Annotated in this window: 10 protein-coding genes; 7 read left to right on the top strand and 3 right to left on the bottom strand. The window is 73.0% G+C overall.

Annotated features, from left to right (window positions below; genetic code table 11):
• Window positions 1-14: 14 nt before the first annotated feature.
• The 3 genes from LCN96_RS31250 to LCN96_RS31240 all read left to right on the top strand — a co-directional run bounded on the left by LCN96_RS31250 (window position 15) and on the right by LCN96_RS31240 (window position 2,549).
• A complete protein-coding gene (locus LCN96_RS31250; protein WP_225266006.1) occupies window positions 15-920 on the top strand; it encodes a LysR family transcriptional regulator in 906 nt (301 codons plus the stop codon).
• 41 nt (window positions 921-961) lie between these two features.
• Complete coding sequence (locus LCN96_RS31245) at window positions 962-1,549, top strand: TetR/AcrR family transcriptional regulator (protein ID WP_225266005.1); 588 nt, start codon at window positions 962-964, stop codon at window positions 1,547-1,549.
• A gap of 112 nt (window positions 1,550-1,661) precedes the next feature.
• On the top strand, window positions 1,662-2,549 hold the full coding sequence (locus LCN96_RS31240; RefSeq protein WP_225266004.1) for an ABC transporter permease: 888 nt from the start codon (window positions 1,662-1,664) through the stop codon (window positions 2,547-2,549).
• Between the two features lie 9 nt (window positions 2,550-2,558).
• On the opposite strand, the gene LCN96_RS31235 is transcribed toward LCN96_RS31240, so the two are convergent.
• Window positions 2,559-3,014 (bottom strand): Lrp/AsnC family transcriptional regulator, encoded by a 456-nt coding sequence (locus LCN96_RS31235; RefSeq protein ID WP_225266003.1) that lies wholly within the window; start codon window positions 3,012-3,014, stop codon window positions 2,559-2,561.
• A gap of 94 nt (window positions 3,015-3,108) precedes the next feature.
• Here LCN96_RS31235 and LCN96_RS31230 point away from each other — a divergent pair, with 94 nt between their 5' ends.
• Together LCN96_RS31230 and LCN96_RS31225 are read left to right on the top strand one after the other, a co-directional pair.
• Window positions 3,109-3,963 (top strand): LLM class flavin-dependent oxidoreductase, encoded by an 855-nt coding sequence (locus LCN96_RS31230; RefSeq protein WP_225266002.1) that lies wholly within the window; start codon window positions 3,109-3,111, stop codon window positions 3,961-3,963.
• 13 nt (window positions 3,964-3,976) lie between these two features.
• Window positions 3,977-4,399: a nucleoside deaminase gene (locus LCN96_RS31225; protein WP_225266001.1), complete on the top strand. Its 423-nt coding sequence runs from the start codon at window positions 3,977-3,979 to the stop codon at window positions 4,397-4,399.
• Between the two features lie 52 nt (window positions 4,400-4,451).
• Here LCN96_RS31225 and LCN96_RS31220 read toward each other — a convergent pair whose 3' ends face one another.
• Window positions 4,452-10,304 carry a VWD domain-containing protein gene (locus LCN96_RS31220; protein WP_225266000.1) on the bottom strand — a complete coding sequence of 1,951 codons (5,853 nt, stop codon included), beginning with the start codon at window positions 10,302-10,304 and terminating at the stop codon, window positions 4,452-4,454.
• Window positions 10,305-10,444: 140 nt separating this feature from the next.
• Here LCN96_RS31220 and LCN96_RS31215 point away from each other — a divergent pair, with 140 nt between their 5' ends.
• Window positions 10,445-11,389 carry a hypothetical protein gene (locus tag LCN96_RS31215; RefSeq protein WP_225265999.1) on the top strand — a complete coding sequence of 315 codons (945 nt, stop codon included), beginning with the start codon at window positions 10,445-10,447 and terminating at the stop codon, window positions 11,387-11,389.
• A 4-nt stretch (window positions 11,390-11,393) separates the two neighbouring features.
• On the opposite strand, the gene LCN96_RS31210 is transcribed toward LCN96_RS31215, so the two are convergent.
• On the bottom strand, window positions 11,394-14,576 hold the full coding sequence (locus tag LCN96_RS31210) for an AfsR/SARP family transcriptional regulator (RefSeq protein WP_311131960.1): 3,183 nt from the start codon (window positions 14,574-14,576) through the stop codon (window positions 11,394-11,396).
• 191 nt (window positions 14,577-14,767) lie between these two features.
• Between LCN96_RS31210 and LCN96_RS31205 the strand changes: the two genes are divergently transcribed.
• Window positions 14,768-15,757, top strand: coding sequence for a M23 family metallopeptidase (locus LCN96_RS31205; RefSeq protein ID WP_225265998.1), 990 nt, complete (start codon window positions 14,768-14,770; stop codon window positions 15,755-15,757).
• Window positions 15,758-15,770: the final 13 nt, after the last annotated feature.

The raw sequence follows: 15,770 nt of genomic DNA, 5'->3' as shown, positions 1-15,770 counted from the left end.
TAGCATGGGTGGCCATGGAACTGCGGCAGCTCGAGTATTTCGTGGCCGTCGCCGAGGAGGCGGGCTTCACCCGGGCCGCCACCCGGCTGCACGTCGCCCAGCCCGGCGTGAGCGCGCAGATCCGCCAGCTCGAACGGGAGCTGGGGGAGCCGCTGTTCGACCGGTCGGGCCGCGAGGTGCGGCTGACCGCCGTGGGCGAGGCCGTGCTGCCGTACGCGCGGGCCGCGCTGGCCGCGGTGTCCGGGATGCGGCAGGTCGCCGACGAGTTCACCGGGCTGCTGCGGGGCCGCGTCGTGATGGGCGGCGTGGCCACGCCCTCCGTGCTGGACCTGCCGGGGATGCTCGCCGGCTTCCACGAGCGGCACCCGGCCGTGGAGATCTCGCTCGTGGAGTCCGGCCCCGAGCAGCTGCTCGACGGCGTCGCCGGCGGGCGGATCGACCTCGGCCTGCTCGGGCTCGGCGCCCCGCTGCCGCCGGGGCTGGCGGTGCAGGTGGTCGTGGACCAGGCGCTGGTGGCGGTCGTGAGCCGCGGGCACGAGCTGGCCGGGGCGCGGTCGATCCGGGTGGCGGAGCTGAAGGGGCTGCCGCTGATCTGCCTGCCGCCCGGCACGGGGCTGCGTACCGCGCTGGAGGAGGTCTGCCGGGAGGCGGGGTTCGCACCGCACGTGGCGTTCGAGGCCGCCGAGCCGTACGTGCTGGGGCAGCTCGCCGCGCGCGGGCTCGGCGTGGCCGTCCTGCCCGAGTCCACGGTCGCGGCGGCGGAGTCCGAGCTGCACGTGCTGGCCGTCACCGAGCCGCCCCTGCGCGGGCGGATGGGCGTGGTGTGGCGGGAGGGCGGCCGGAGCGGCCCCGCCGCCAGGGCGTTCATCGAGCACGCCCGCCGCCACCTGCCGGACCTCGGCACGGGCGGGAGCTGTTAGTTTATAAACGCGCATTCGTCAATCCTCCGGGGGAAGCGATCATGGGCAGGCCCCGCACCACCAGCGACGAGGCGATCCTGGGCGCGACCGCCCGCGCGATCGGGCGGCACGGCCCCCAGGGGCTCACGCTGGCCGCCGTCGCCCAGGAGGCCGGGCTGTCCCCGGCCACGCTGGTGCAGCGGTTCGGCTCCAAGCGGGGCCTGCTGCTGGCCTTCGCCGCCCACGCCACCGGCACCGCGGCCGAGCCGTTCCGGCAGGCCAGGCAGCAGCACGCCGCGCCGCTGGCCGCGCTGCGCGCCGCGCTCGTCCACCTGGCCGAAGGCGTGTCCACGCCCGAGGAGCTGGCGGGCAGCCTCGGGTTCCTGCAGCTCGACCTGACCGACCCCGAATTCCGCGCGCACGCGGCCGAGCACGCCCGCCGCACCCGCGAGGAGATCACCGCGCTGCTCGCCGAGGCGGTGGCGGCCGGGGAGCTGCACGCGGACACGCAGGTGCAGCCGCTGGCCGGCGCGGTGCAGGTGGCCTACAACGGCGCCCTGATCCTGTGGGCGCTGACGGGCGAGGGCCCGCTGCCCGACGCGATGCGCGCTGCGCTCGCGCAGACGCTGCGCCCGTATCTCACCGGCTGAGCTCCTCGACTCCGCGACGCTCCGGCCCAAGACTGGACCGATGCCCCCCGCCACGGGGCATGATCAGCGCAACAGCCGTCCGGCACGGTGACCGCAACGCTTCGAGGTGCTCATGAGCCAAGTGGAAGACCCCGCACCGCAGTCGCTGGCGGATCTGGCCCGCAGGCACGGGCTCAAACCCGCCATCGCGCGCCCCCGATTCGGCCTCTACCTGCGCCAGCTCTGGCAGCGGCGGCACTTCGTGCTGACGTACGCGACCTCGCGCAACGTCTCCAAGTACTCCGGCTCCGCCCTGGGCCAGCTCTGGCAGGTGATCACGCCGCTGCTGAACGCCGCCATCTACTACGTGATGTTCGGCCTCATCCTCGGCGGCAGCAAGAACATCCCGAACTATCCGGCGTTCCTGCTGACCGGCATGTTCGTCTTCACCTACACCCAGCGCACGGTCACGGCGGGGGCCAAGTCGATCTCCGGCAACCTGTCGCTGATCCGCGCCCTGCACTTCCCGCGGGCCTCGCTGCCGCTGGCGTACACGATCCAGGAGCTGCAGCAGCTCGTCATCTCCATGGGCGTGCTGCTGGTCATCGTGGTGCTCACCGGCGAGCCGCCGACCCTGTTCTGGCTGATGATCCCCCTCGTGCTGCTGCTGCAGAGCATGTTCAACATCGGCGCGGGGCTGGTCCTGGCCAGGCTCGGCGCCTCGCTGCGGGACCTCAACCAGCTGCTGCCCTTCATCATGCGGACGTGGCTGTACGCCTCCGGCGTGTTCTTCGCCATCCACGACAAGGTGGTCAACAGCGCCGGGCTGCCCGAATGGGTGGCCACCGCCATGTACCTGAACCCGGCGGCCTCCTACATCGAGTGGATGCGGGACATCCTCATCGGCAGCCACACCCCGCCGCAGCTCGTGTGGGTGTCGTGCCTGGTGTGGGCGCTCGTCGCGCTCGTGGCCGGATCCTGGTACTTCTGGCGGGCCGAGGACCGGTACGGGCGGGGCTGAGCGCCGCGATCACGGCGGGGGCGGGGTCCGCGGGCCGCGATAGGGCAGGGTCCGGCTGTAGACGAGGTTCGTCGTGGTGCTGCCGAACTGGGCGAGCTCGTCCACGATGCGTTCGAGATGGGCCATCGAGCCGGCCGCCACCTTCAGCGTGTAGCAGTCCTCGCCCGTCGTACGCAGGCACTCCAGGATCTCCGCCCGCTCGCCGAGCAGGCGGCGCAGCGGCTCGTGCCGGCTGCCGGGGTACTTCAGCCGGACGACGGCCAGGATGGCGTAACCGACCTTGGTGAGATCGACCTCGGCCCGGTAGCCCGTGATGACGCCCAGCGTCTCCAGCCGCCTGACCCGCTCGGTGGTGGCCGAGGCGCTCAGGTTGACCCGGCGGCCCAGCTCCGTGAACGGGACGCGGCCGTCGCGCTGGACCTCCGCCAGGATCGACCAGTCGGTCTCGTCGAGTTCCTCGGTCACCCGGCCACGATACCGGCAGGATCCCGGCGAACCTCCGCCGACGCCGTGAACAATGCCTTCAGCTCCGGGCCGTCACCCCGATAGCCTCGCAGCTATGCGAATCGGGGTGAACGTGCCGAACTTCGGGCCGGGGACCGACCCGGCCGTGCTGCGGCGCTGGGCGCAGACGGTGGAGGCCCTCGGCTACGACCTGTTGATGATCTCGGACCATGTGGTGGTGACACCCGACGTCGCCGAGCAGTACCCGGCTCCGTTCTACGAGCCGTTCACCACGCTCGCGTGGCTGGCCGGTGTCACCGAGCGGGTCAGGCTGGGCACCTCGGTGCTCATCGTGCCGTACCGCCACCCGCTGCTCATGGCCCGGATGGCGGCCAACCTCAACCGCTTCAGCGGCGGGCGGCTGGTCCTGGGCGTGGGCACCGGCTGGGCGCGGCAGGAGTTCGAGGCGCTCGGGGTGCCGTTCGAGCGGCGAGGCCGGCTGACGGACGAGCACCTCCAGGCGATGCGTACCGCGTGGGCGGACGACGACGACTACCGCGCCGGCACCATTCCCATCTGGGTGGGCGGCAACGGCGAGGCCGGGCTGCGCCGCGCGGTGCGGCTGGGGGACGCCTACCATCCCCTGCGCACGACCCTGCCGTGGCTGCGCGACGCGGCGCACCGGCTGAAGTCCGCCGCGGACGACCTGGGCCGCCCGGCGCCCGCCCTGGTGCCGCGCATCGTGCTGCGGCTGACCACCACCCCGGTCACCGGCTCCGAGCGGCGGGCGGGCGAGGGCACCATCGAGCAGATCGTCGAGGACCTCGAGGAGCTGCGCGTGCTCGGGGCCGACACCGTGGTGCTCGACCCGTTCGACGACGACCCCGCCGAGACGCTGCACCCGGCCGGGGCCTGGCACGCGCTGGCCGCCGTGGCGGACCGGTGGAGCCTGGACGACACCCGCGAGTGACGAAGGAGCGACAGTGACGCCGCAAGAGGAGAGCTTCCTGCGCAGGGCCATCGAGCTGGCCGCCAAGGCGCGCGCCGGCGGCGAGGCCCCGTTCGGGTCCCTGCTGGTGGGGCCGGACGGCGACGTGCTGGCCGAAGCGCACAACACGGTCCTCGGCGACCGGGACATCTCCGCCCATCCCGAGCTGAAACTGGCCCGGTGGGCGGCCCGCGAGCTGGACCCGGCCACCGCCGCGGCCACCACCATGTACACGAGCTGCCAGCCGTGCGACATGTGCCGCGGCGGGATCGAGCGGTCCGGGCTCGGGCGCGTGGTGTACGCGCTGTCCAACGAGCAGCTCGCCGGGCTCAAGCCCGGTGGCGGCTGGCCGCAGGTGCCGCAGGAGGGGCCGGCGCTGTTCGAGGAGGCCCGCGTCCCGCTGGAGGGCTACTACTAGAAAGGGGGGCACGGCCGGAGCGGTTCCGGCCGTGCCCTTTTCGTTCAGGGGACTATGGCACCGCCACCTTCGCGGTCAGCGAGCCGGTCTTGTCGCCCTGCGGGTTGAAGACGATCGTGTACGTGCCCGTGGCGGGCAGCGTCGTCGCCGCGATCGTGCAGTTGCGGCCGCAGTAGGGGGAGCTGCCCAGCGCCGTGCCGTCGGGCTTCAGCAGGCCGACCCGGGCGTCGGTGGAGGCGGCGAAGCTGGTGCCGGTGAAGGTGACGGCCACCTGCTGCCCGGCGGTGCCGCTGAAGGTCCAGCTCCCGTTCTGGCCCGGCGTCGTGGTGGTCAGCGTGAGCGCCGCGCCGCCGATGGTGACGGCGGCCGGCGCGAGGTCGCGGACCGCGTGGACCCTGAGCGTCAGCTTGCCCACCTTCTCGTCCTGCGGGTCGAACTCCACCGTGTACGTGCCGGTCACGGGCAGGGCCACCGGCTCCAGGAAGCAGTTCCTGCCGCAGTAGGTGGCCGGCACCAGCGTGGTCCCGTCCGGCTTCTTGACCGACACCCGCGCGCCGGTGGTGGCGGTGAAGCCGGCGTCGGTGAGGTTGAACGACACCACCTGCCCGGCCGTCCCGGCGAACGACCACGTGCCGTTCTGGCCCGGAGTGGTGGTGGTCAGCGTCGAGGCGGGGCCACCGAGCGTGACGCTCGCGCTCAGGTGGGTGACCTCGTGCAGCTGCAGGGTGATCGAGCCCGTCTTGGCGTTCTGCGGCCTGAACTCGGCCGTGTAGGTGCCGCCCACCGGCAGCACGGCCGGATCCAGCAGGCAGTTCTTCCCGCACGCCGTGTCGTCGATGAGGACGGTGCCGTCCGGCTTGCGCACCGCGACGTAGGCGTCGTAGGTGCTGGTGAGCGTCGAGCCGGTGAAGTTGAACGACACCCGCCGGCCCGCCGTCCCCGTGAACGACCAGACGGCCCTCTGCCCGGCGCCGACGGTGGTCAGCGTGGAGGCCGGGCCGCCGACCGAGGCCGTCCCGGTGACGTCGCCCTCGGTGAGCTGCGCGGTCAGCGAGCCGGCCAGGGCCTTGCGCGGGTCGAACAGGATCGTGTACGTGCCGGGCGCGGGCAGCGTGATCGGGTCCAGCATGCACAGCTTGCCGCAGGAGGTGTCCTCCCGCAGGACGGTGCCGTCCGGGGCGCGCACCGAGACCGCGGCGTCGGAGGCGCTGGAGAACGTCCCGCTCATGAACGCGAGGTTGACGTGGCGGCCCTCGGTCCCGGTGAAGGTCCAGGTGCCGTTCTGCCCCGGGGTCGTGGTGGTCAGCGTCGAGGTGACGCCGTCCACCGCGATCGTGGCGGTGACGTCCTCCACCAGGTACGTCCGCAGTGTCAGCGCGCCGGTCTTGGCGCCCTTGGGCCGCAGGTCCACCTGGTAGGTGCCGGTCGCCGGCAGGGTGACCGGCTCCAGCAGGCACCCGATGCCGCAGTTGGTGTCGGGGATCAGGTCGGGGCCGTCCGGCTTCCTGACCCTGACGGTGGCGTCCGAGGCGTAGGTGAACGTCGAGCCGGTGAAGTCGAACGACACCCGCTGCCCCGCCGTCCCGGCGAACGTCCACAGGCCGCGCTGCCCGGGGATGGCGGTCGTCAGCGTGGACGCCGGCCCGCCCACGGCGATCTGCGCGGTCACGTCCGGCGGCACGAGGTTGAGCTGGGCCGAGATCGAGCCGGTCTGGATGCCGGCCGGGTCGGCCACCACCTGATAGGTGCCGTCCACCGGCAGCACCGTCGTGTCGAAGTAGCAGGAGCTCGCGCAGAACGTGGACGGCACCAGGACCGAGCCGTCCGGCTTGCGCAGGGAGGCGTTCGCGCTGGAGAACGTGCCGCCCGAGAAGGTGACCGAGATCCGCTGCCCGGCCGTCCCGGCGAAGGTCCAGATCGGGTTCTGCCCCGGGCCCTTCGTGGTCAGTTCGACCGGCTCGCCGCCCGCCGTGAGCGCCGCCGTGACGTCGCCCACGGTGACCTGCGCGGAGATGGAGCCCACCGCCGTGGCGGAGGGGTCCAGCACCACCGTGTACGTGCCGTCCGCCGGCAGCGAGACCGTGTCGAACGCGCACGACGTCTTGCAGAAGGTGGAGTCGAACAGCTCCGTGCCGTCCGGCTTGCGCACCAGCGCGTACGCGTTGCCGAACGTGCCCTCCGTCAGCGCGAACGCGACCCGCTGGCCCGCCGTGCCGGCGAAGGACCACGTGGCGGCCTGTCCGGGGCCGGTCGTGGTCAGCTTGACCGGGCCGCCGCCCGCGGTGAGCGTGCCCGTGACGTCGCCCTCGGTGACCTGCGCGCTGATGGCGCCCACCGCGGTGTTGGACGGGTCCAGGACGAGCGTGTAGGTGCCGTCCGCCGGCAGCGCGATCGTGTCGAACGCGCACGACGTCTTGCACCAGGTGGAGCGGACCAGGTCCGTGCCGTCCGGCTTGCGCAGCGACGCGTACGCGCCGCTGAACGTGCCGTCCGTCAGCGCGAACGCGACCCGCTGGCCCGCCGTGCCGGCGAACGTCCAGTACGCCCGCTGGCCGGGCCCCGTGGTGGTCAGCCGCACCGGCTCGCCGCCGACGGTCAGGGCGCCGACGACGTCACCCTCGATCACACTGGCCGTGACGGGCCCCGTGTGCACGTCGCTGGGATCGACGAGCAGCGTGTACGTGCCCGTCGCGGGCAGCGTGGTGGTGTCGAAGGCGCAGGCCTTCGAACAGTAGGTGGAGCCGAACAGCCGGGTCCCGTCCGGCTTGGCGATCGAGGCGCTGGCCGCGCCGGCCAGGCCGCTGACCGCGAACGCGACCCGCCGGCCCGCCGTGCCGGCGAACGACCAGGACGCGTTCTGCCCCGGGACGGTGGTGGTCAGCGTGGACGGCGCGCCGATGGCGACCGTCCCGGTGACCGCCTCGGGCACCCCGTGCAGGCGCAGCGCGATCGAGCCCGTCTTGGCGTCCTTCGGGTCCCACACCATCGCGTACGTGCCGGTGACCGGCAGCGTCTCGGTGTCGACGTAGCAGGCCGGGCCGCAGGAGTCCTGCGCCAGCACCCTCCCGTCGGGCCCGCGCAGCTGCAGGGTGGCGTCGCTGAGCGAGGTCAGCGTGCCGTCGGCGAGCTCGGCGGAGACCTTCTGGCCCGCCGTGCCCGTGAACGTCCAGGTGCCCCGCTGGCCCGGGTCGGTGACCTGCAGCGGCACCTGCGGCCCGTCGATCGACGCGGTGGCGCTCACGTCGGCCCCCAGCGTGTTCACGCTGAGCCTGTAGGCGCCGAACACGTCGTTCCACGGCCACACGCGCAGCCGGTAGGCGCCGGCGGGCAGCCCGTCCACGCGCTTGGCACCGCACAGGTAGGAGGTGGCGACGCTCGCGCCCGCGGCGTTCGCCAGCTCCCACCGGAGCCCGAACCCGGACCCGGGGCACTCCTGCGCGTTGACGAAGACCGAGGCCGGCTGGTCCAGCGTGAAGCGGTACTCGTCGACCGCGACCTCGCCCTCCAGGTTGCCCGCGCCCTCGCCGGGCACGCCGTCCGAGGCCGTGAACGGCAGCGATACCTGGAACGTCTGCGGCGGCGTGACCTCCAGATCGAGCGCCACGTTGTCGAGCCCGTACGCCTGGTTGGACAGGCCCGCCGTACCGGTGGCCGAGACCTTGACCTCGATCTGGCTGTTCTTGTGCGCGATCGGCATCGTGACGCGGTACTTCGCCCACGGCAGGCCGTTGGCCAGCGTCCCGGACGCGACGGGCGTCAGCTCGCCCGGCGTGATCGTGTACGGGTCGTCGCGGTCGGTCTCGACCTTGATCGTCTCGGTGTCGGAGTCGGACGCCCAGTCGCCGACGGCCAGCAGATCGAAGCCCAGCGTGCCGGCCTTGTGCAGCGGCAGCGACTGCACGAAGAACCGGTAGGAGTCACCGCCGCTGAACGGCCCGGCGAACGAGCTCACCGCGGGGTCGGCCGACACCCGCGAGGGCAGCACGTTCTTGCCCAGCGTGCCCTCGAAGTCGATCGCCAGGTCCCCGCCGGCGTTCACCGCCTGCGCGGCCGGGTCGAGGCTGACCGTCTTCTGCTCGGCGGCGGCCTCGGCGAACGAGGTGTCCGCGGTCAGCGCGATGTCCAGGACGCAGTCGTTGAACGGCACGCCAGGCGCGACGCCGCTCTCCTCGCACTGCGCCGTCGCGAGCTGCATCTGCTCGGGCGTCAGGTCGTGGATCGTGACGATACGGGAGGGGAACTGCAGGTTGGTGAACGTCGCCGTGCTCTCGCCGGGGCCGTAGGTGAAGAACGACTCGGTGTCGTCCAGCCGCCAGGAGTTGGCGTAGTCGGTGTGCAGCTGGGCCGGGGAGGCGTTGGCGGGCAACTGGGTGCCGTCGCGCAGCTTCAGGTCGTTCTTCGGGTCGCCGTCGGCGTTGCCGAGCAGGCCCTCCAGGTCGCTGTCTGCGGACGGCGGCAGGTAGAGGCCGGCGGCGCCGCGCCTCCAGGACAGCACCGGACCCTCCAGGCCGTCGAACATGACGAGCCACTTGCCGTCCTCGCGCAGCACGAACGCGTCCTGGCCGAGGTAGAGGATCTTGCCGGTCTCCAGCGTGAGCTTCTGGCCGTCGATGTACAGGTCGTCCTCGTCGAACTCGACCTTGTGGTCACCGGCCTCCATCGCCGCGTCGAACATCACCGACACGTCCCGGCCGCCGCTGGCGGGGCTGAGCCTGCCGTGGATCTCCAGGCCGTGTTTCTCGGAGCCGGCCAGGACGAACTCGCCGACGGACTGCAGGTCGTAGCCCAGGCCGTCCAGGGTGGTGAAGTGCGGCTCGCCCTTGACCAGGCCGCCGTGCTCGGAGAAGTACCACAGCAGGATGAGGGCGACCAGCGCGCCCACGCCGAGCGCCAGCGCCATCTCGACGGTGGCGAAGCCGGCCGCGCGCAGGAACAGCACGCCCTGCGGGGTACGCAGGAAGGCCACGGTGGCGGCGGTCAGCGCGGCGGCGGCCGCCGCCGCGCTGCCGTACCTGGCCACGTCGTTGTTCTGCGAGTCGTTCGAGCCGCCGCCTGGCGGTCTGGTGAGGCGGTCGATGAGCTGGCGCAGGCCCTGCGGGATGGGCCAGTCGCGGTCGTCGTCGTTCTCGTCCAGCTCGGGGATGTCGGCGGGCGGGCTGCCCGGCGGGGGCTGCCTCTTGGTCTCCTCGCACTTGCGCTCCTTCTTGACCTCCTCGATGTGCAGCAGGCCGGGAAGGGGAGACAGGGCCCGGTAGGTGGACAACTGGTAGCCGTCCTTGTCGCCCACCTTGCAGGAGGCGTTCTTGCTGTAGACCTGGAACCAGTCGTCGTAGGTGCCCCAGCGGTTGAGCACCGTGCCGGGGACGACGTTCTTGACGCCGTCGCCGGTCAGCACGTTGATGTAGCGGACGACCTGGCCACCCCAGCCGGAGTAGTCGGGGTTGCCCTCGACCTTGGCCTCGATCACCTGGCCCCAGTTGTTGCCGGCGCGGTCGTAGTAGACGATGTCGGGCCGGTCGCTGCCGCCGCTGAGGGTCGGCTCCCACTGGATCTCGGGGTTGATCAGCCCCCCGCTTCCGCCGATCTGGTCGCTGAGGTACTTGATGGCCCGGGCCTGCCCGATGGCCTCGATGCCGCCGGACGGGCTGCACTCGTTCGGCTGCTGGTAGATGTGGGTGCCGAGCACCGGGCGGTCGCGCAGGCACGCCTCGTTGATGCGGCGGCGCGTGGAGTACTGGTGGTTGAAGACGCAGCGCTTCTGGCCGCTGCGGCCGTTGGACCAGTCGCTGCTGTTGGGGGAGCAGGCGGTGGCCGCCTCCGCCCGCCTGGGTAACAGGAACTCGGGCACGGGCACGAGGAACCCGGCCACGAGCACGGCCACCATGAAGACAGAAAGACGCCGCACGCGTTCACCCCGAATAAAGAGAACATAAGACTGGCAGCGGGACCGTACACCCAAAAGATCGTTTGGCGATAGAGATCATCGGCTCCCCATTCGGGTGATCTTTGACTAGGCTGCGCACCGGATCAGTAACGGGAGGTGTCGTGGTCGTCGACCGGTCATGGGAGATCGCACTCGACGCACCGGCCGCGCGGCCGGTGCGCGCGGCCCGGATGGTGCTCGCGGCCACCGGGCCGGGCGGCAGCGCGGTGATCGTGCTCGACGCCGACAGCGACACGTTCGCGGCCGTCCCCGGCCTGCCGGCGCACCTCGCGCCGGAGACGGTGTCGCTGTCGTCCGACGGCACCCGGCTGGTGCTCACCGCGCGCCAGGACGACGGCGCCGGCCCGCCGCGCGTCGTGCTGCACACGCTCGCCACCGGGGCCCGCCAGGAGTTCGCCTCCGACGACTACCTGCGCGCCGCGCTCTCGCCGGACGGCACCCGCCTGGCCGTCCTGGCCGACCTGTCCGACGGCCCCGGCATCCCCGGCGTCGGCGACGAGCTGGCCGGCATCGAGCTGATCGCCACCGCCACCGGCACCGGCACCGGCACCGGCACCGGCACCGGCACCGGCACCGGCACCGGCACCGGCACCCGGCAGCGGATCTGGCAGGCCGAGGGCTACTGGGAGGAGGCCTCGATCAGCTGGTCGCCTGACGGGCTGCTGCTCGCCGCGACGTACCTCACGCCGGACGACGTGCTGACCACCGTCGTCCTCGACCCCACCGGCAAGGAGCTCGCCGCCTACGCCGAACGCGTCGCCCTGCCCGGCCCGCACTCCGTCTGGGCCTCCGCGCATGAGCTGGTCGTCTACCCCGAGCCCGACGACGAGAGCCCGCTGATCCTGATCGACGTGCGGACGGGCGGCGAGCGCCGCTTCACCCGGCGCACCTTCGACGGCTACCTCGCCATCAGCGCCGGCCGCGTCGTCCGCCCCGGCGCCGAGCCCGGGCGGATCGTCACCACCGACCTCGACGACGGCGACGAGCGGCCCTTCCTGACCATCGACCCGGCCGTCTCGATCGACGCCCTCGACATCGTGCCCTGACGGCTCAGCCCCTCGGGCTGCGCGGTCCCGGGACCGTGCAGCCCGCCGATCGGTCGTCGTGCAGCTCCCGCCGCAGCTCGACGGCCCGATGCAGGTAGTGCGCGGCCAGCGCGGTCCGCCCGGCCGAGCGGTACAGCTCGCCCAGCGTCTGGAACGTGGCCGCCTCGCCGCTGCGGTCGCCGAGCTGCTGGAAGATCGCCAGGGACGCCTGGAGGCGGTCGGAGCCCTCGGCGCGCTCGCCGTTGGCCGCCTGCAGCCCGCCGAGGCTCTGCATCGCGTACGCGCCGCAGTGCCGGTCGCCGAGGCCCTCGAAGATGTCCAGGGCCCACCCCTGGAACCGCATCGCCTCCCCGGCCTCGGCCTTCATGTCGTGCAGGCGGCCCAGCTGCATGGACACGCACCCCTCCCGGTGGGTGTCGCCCAGATCCCTGGCCAGCCGCAGGGCCTGCGTCAGCCACCCGGACGCCTGGCGGAGGTCACCCAGTGACAGGTGGATGCGGCCGATCGCCTGCCGCGCGTACGCCTCGCCGCCGCGGTCGCCGATCGTCAGGAACATGGCCAGGGCCCGGCGGAAGGAGCCCAGCGCCCGCAGATGCTCGCCGGAGAACTGGCTGACCGCGCCCAGCCCGCAGATCGAGATCGCCTCGCCCCGCGTGTCACCCAGCTCGCGGAAGAGCGCGCAGGCGCGCCGCAGCATGCCGTCCGCCTCGGCGTAGCGGTCCTGGTACAGGCACACCTGGCCGAGGCCGCGCAGCATGGCGGCCTCACCGCGGCGGTCGCCTGCCGCGCGGGCGCTGTCGAGGGCCAGGCGGTGCGTGAGCTGCCACTCGTCCAGGCGGCAGTGCAGGTCGAAGTAGGGCACCAGGGCGGCGGCCAGGCTCCACGCGGAGGCGGCCAGCCCCGTGCCCGCGGCCAGCCGCACGGCCTCCACCAGCGACTCCCGCTCGGCCTCGAACCACGACAGCGGGTCGGCGGTGAGCTGGGCCAGCGTGTCGTCCGGCAGTCTCCAGGAGGCGGGCTCCTCCGGCGTCAGGCTGAACAGGGTGGTGGGCAGGCGGGTCGTGGCGTGCCCGGCGGCGCTCGTCCAGCCGTCCAGCACCCGGGCCAGCGCCCGCCGCTCCGCCTCGCCGCCCGCGTGCTGCCTGGCCTGGCAGCGCATGAGGTCGTGCAGCAGGTAGCGGGGCTGGCCGAGGGCGTCGGTGCCGGCCAGGCGCAGGAGGCTGACGTCCACGAGGGAGTCCACGACGGCCTCCGTACGGGGGCGGCCCAGAACGGCGTCGGCCACCCAGCCGGGCAGGGAGACCGGGCCGAGCAGGCCCAGCGCGCGGAAGGCGGTGGCCGCCTCGCCGGTCAGGCGGCGGGTGCTGCGTTCGAAGGACTCGCGCACCTCCAGGTCGCCGGCGCGCAGCTCGTCGAGCCTGCTTGCCTCGTCGGACAGGCGCCGCTGGAACACGGCGAGCGGCCAGTCGGGCCGGCCCGCCAGGCGGGCGCCCGCGATCCGGATGGCCAGGGGCAGGTGGCCGCAGGCGTCCAGGATGGCCAGCGCCGCCTCCCGGTCGGCGGCCAGCCGCCGCTCGCCGATGATGCGGCCGAGCAACTGCTCGCCCTCGCCCGGTGGCAGCACGTCCAGCTCCAGCAGGAACGCGCCCGGCAGCTCGGTGATGCGCCGGCGGCTGGTGACCAGGACCGCGCAGCCGTTGCCCGGAAGCAGCGCGCGCACCTGGGCGGCGTCGGCGGCGTCGTCGAGGAGGACGAGCATGGGGCGGTCGGCCAGCAGGGAGCGGTAGAGGGCGGAGCGCTCGCGCACGGTGGGCGGCAGGGCCGCGTCACCGACGCCCAGCGCGCGCAGCGCCTCCGCCAGCAGCTCTGCGGGGTCGGTGGGGGTGGCGTCGGTGCCGCCCAGGCACAGGTGCAGCTGTCCTGCGGGGTAGCCGGATCGGACGGCGTGGGCGCAGTGCACGGCCAGGGCCGTCTTGCCGATGCCCGGTGGGCCGACCACCACGGCCAGCGACGGTGGCCCGTCCGGTTGCCTGTCCTCGGCGGCCAGGGCGTTCGTCAGGGCGGTGACGGCGGCGGCCCGGCCGGTGAAGTCGGCGATGTCGGCCGGCAGCTGGAACGGCGCCGGCGCCCCCATGCCCGCGCCCATGCCCGCGCCACCGCCTCCGCCACTGCCCGCGCCACCGCCTGCGCGACCGCTCGCGCCCAGGCCCGCGCCACTGCCCAGGCCCGCGCCACTGCCCAGGCCCGCGCCACTGCCCACGCCTGCGCTCGCGCCACTGCCCACGCCTGCGCTCGCGCCTGTGCCTGCAGTCGCGTTTCCGCCTCCGCCTCCTCCTCCGCCGCCTGCGCCGCCCGTGTCCGTGCTGCCGCTCGTGGCGCCGCTGAGGCCCGCGCGCTGGTGCCCGCCGCCGTCCGGACGCGCGCCCGCGCGGATCGGGCCGGGTCGCTCGTGGTCGTCGGCCAGGACGCGCGCGTGCGCCTCCCGCAGCTCCTGCCCCGGCTCGATGCCCAGCTCATCCACGAGCTGCCGCCGCACGACGGTGTAGGCGTGCAGCGCCTCGGCCCGCCGCCCGCCCCGGTGCAGCGCCACGATGAGCTGCTGCCACAGATCCTCACGGTAGGGATGCTCATCGATCAGCCCGCGCAGATCCTCGATCGCGGAGGCATGCTCCCCGCCGGCGAGCTTCGTCGCGACCAGCTCCTCGGCCGCGCCCAGCCGCGCCTGCGTGAGCGCGCGCAGCCGCCCGTCCCACGCGGGACTGGCGGGCAGATCGCTGAGCGGCTCGCCGCGCCACAGCGCCAGCGCCTCGCGCAGATGCGCGGCGCCCTGAGCGGTACGCCCGCCCGCCCGCGCCCGCGCCACCAGGTCCTCGAACAGCAGCAGGTCCAGCCGCTCCACCGCCACCTCGATCGCGTAACCGGAGGGATGGGCGGCGATGCGGGCCCCGGCCGTGCCGAGGACCCCGCGTAAGGAGCTGACGTAGGTGCGCAGGTTGGCGGTGGCGGACGAGGGCGGGTTCCCGGCCCACAGGACCTCGATGAGCGTGTCCGAGCCGACCACCTGGTTCGCGTCGAGGAGCAGGGTGGCCAGGAGCAGCCGGGGCTTGGTGCCGCCGACGCGCAGGCTCCGGTCCGCGGCCAGGACCTGCAACGGCCCGAGGACGCCGAAGGCTGGTTGATCAACCACTATGACCGCACCTACTCCTTAGCTGGAGGTATTGCAACCATTGCCCGGTTGAGCCTTTATATCGATCCTGGATGTTCTTTGTACGCCGTACTCGCAATCTTGAGCCCCAGCAAGCGCACGTCGAGAGATCCACTTGATCATGATCGGCGCCGGGGCGGTTCCCGTCCCGGGGCCGTACGGAAAGGATCCTTATGCGACCCAGCAGGGTGCTCACGATGGGTTTCGTCCTGGTGTGCGGGCTCGCGGCCGGCCAGGTGGCCTCCGCCGCCCCGACCCCGGCCCCCACGCCCACCACGACGGCGACGACGACGCCCGCGCCTGATCCGAACGATCCGCCGAACCAGGTCGAGGTCCCCGAGGTCTCGACCCTGGCCGCGCCGAGCTTCCAGCTGCCCTTCCCCTGCGGCCAGAGCTGGACGGGCAACTCCAGCAACAGCAGCGCCCACCGCTCGTACGAGATCGACTTCAACCGCGGCAGCACCGCCAACGCCGACCTCGGCGACACCGTCGTGGCCGCGGCGGCCGGCACCGTGGTCATCTCCGCCCACCAGGGCTCCGCGAACGGCTACGGCAACCTGGTCAAGATCGACCACGGTGGTGGCTGGACGTCGTACTACGCGCACCTGAACGCGCGTTCGGTCGCCGCCGGCGCGCAGGTCGCCCAGGGGCAGAAGATCGGCACGCTCGGCAACACCAGCAAGCCCGGCAACAACATCAGCCCGCACCTGCACTACGAGGTCCGCCAGGGCACCAGCTACCCGGGCAACATCCGCAAGGCCGTCTTCAACGGCACCACCTTCGGCTACCCGAACCAGACGCTGACCTCGAAGAACAAGTGCGGAGGCGGCGGCAGCACCAACCCGCACACCGCCGCTTCGGTCTGCGGCACCGGCTACAAGGTGATCGACTCGGCCGCCCTGGGCACGGCGGGCACCGCCTACCTGCTCTACAACTCGGCCAACGGCAACAACTGCGTGGCCACGATCAAGAAGACCTCGCTGGGCAAGGCCACCGCCACCAGCGCGTACCTGGAGGTCCAGGGCAGGACCCGGGCCACCGACAGCGGGAGCTTCGCCTACTACGCGGGCCCGGTGCGGGCCGCCGCCGCAGGCAAGTGCGTCAAGTGGGGCGGCAAGGCGGGCACGGCCGTCTACGACAGCCCGTTCGAGCACTGCGGCTAGAGCGCGTCCCCCG

It is taken from the genome of Nonomuraea gerenzanensis (assembly GCF_020215645.1).
GTDB classification, from domain to species: domain Bacteria; phylum Actinomycetota; class Actinomycetes; order Streptosporangiales; family Streptosporangiaceae; genus Nonomuraea; species Nonomuraea gerenzanensis.
The sequence above is the reverse complement of the archived record's forward strand: the minus strand, read 5'-3'. Positions and strand labels throughout refer to the sequence as shown.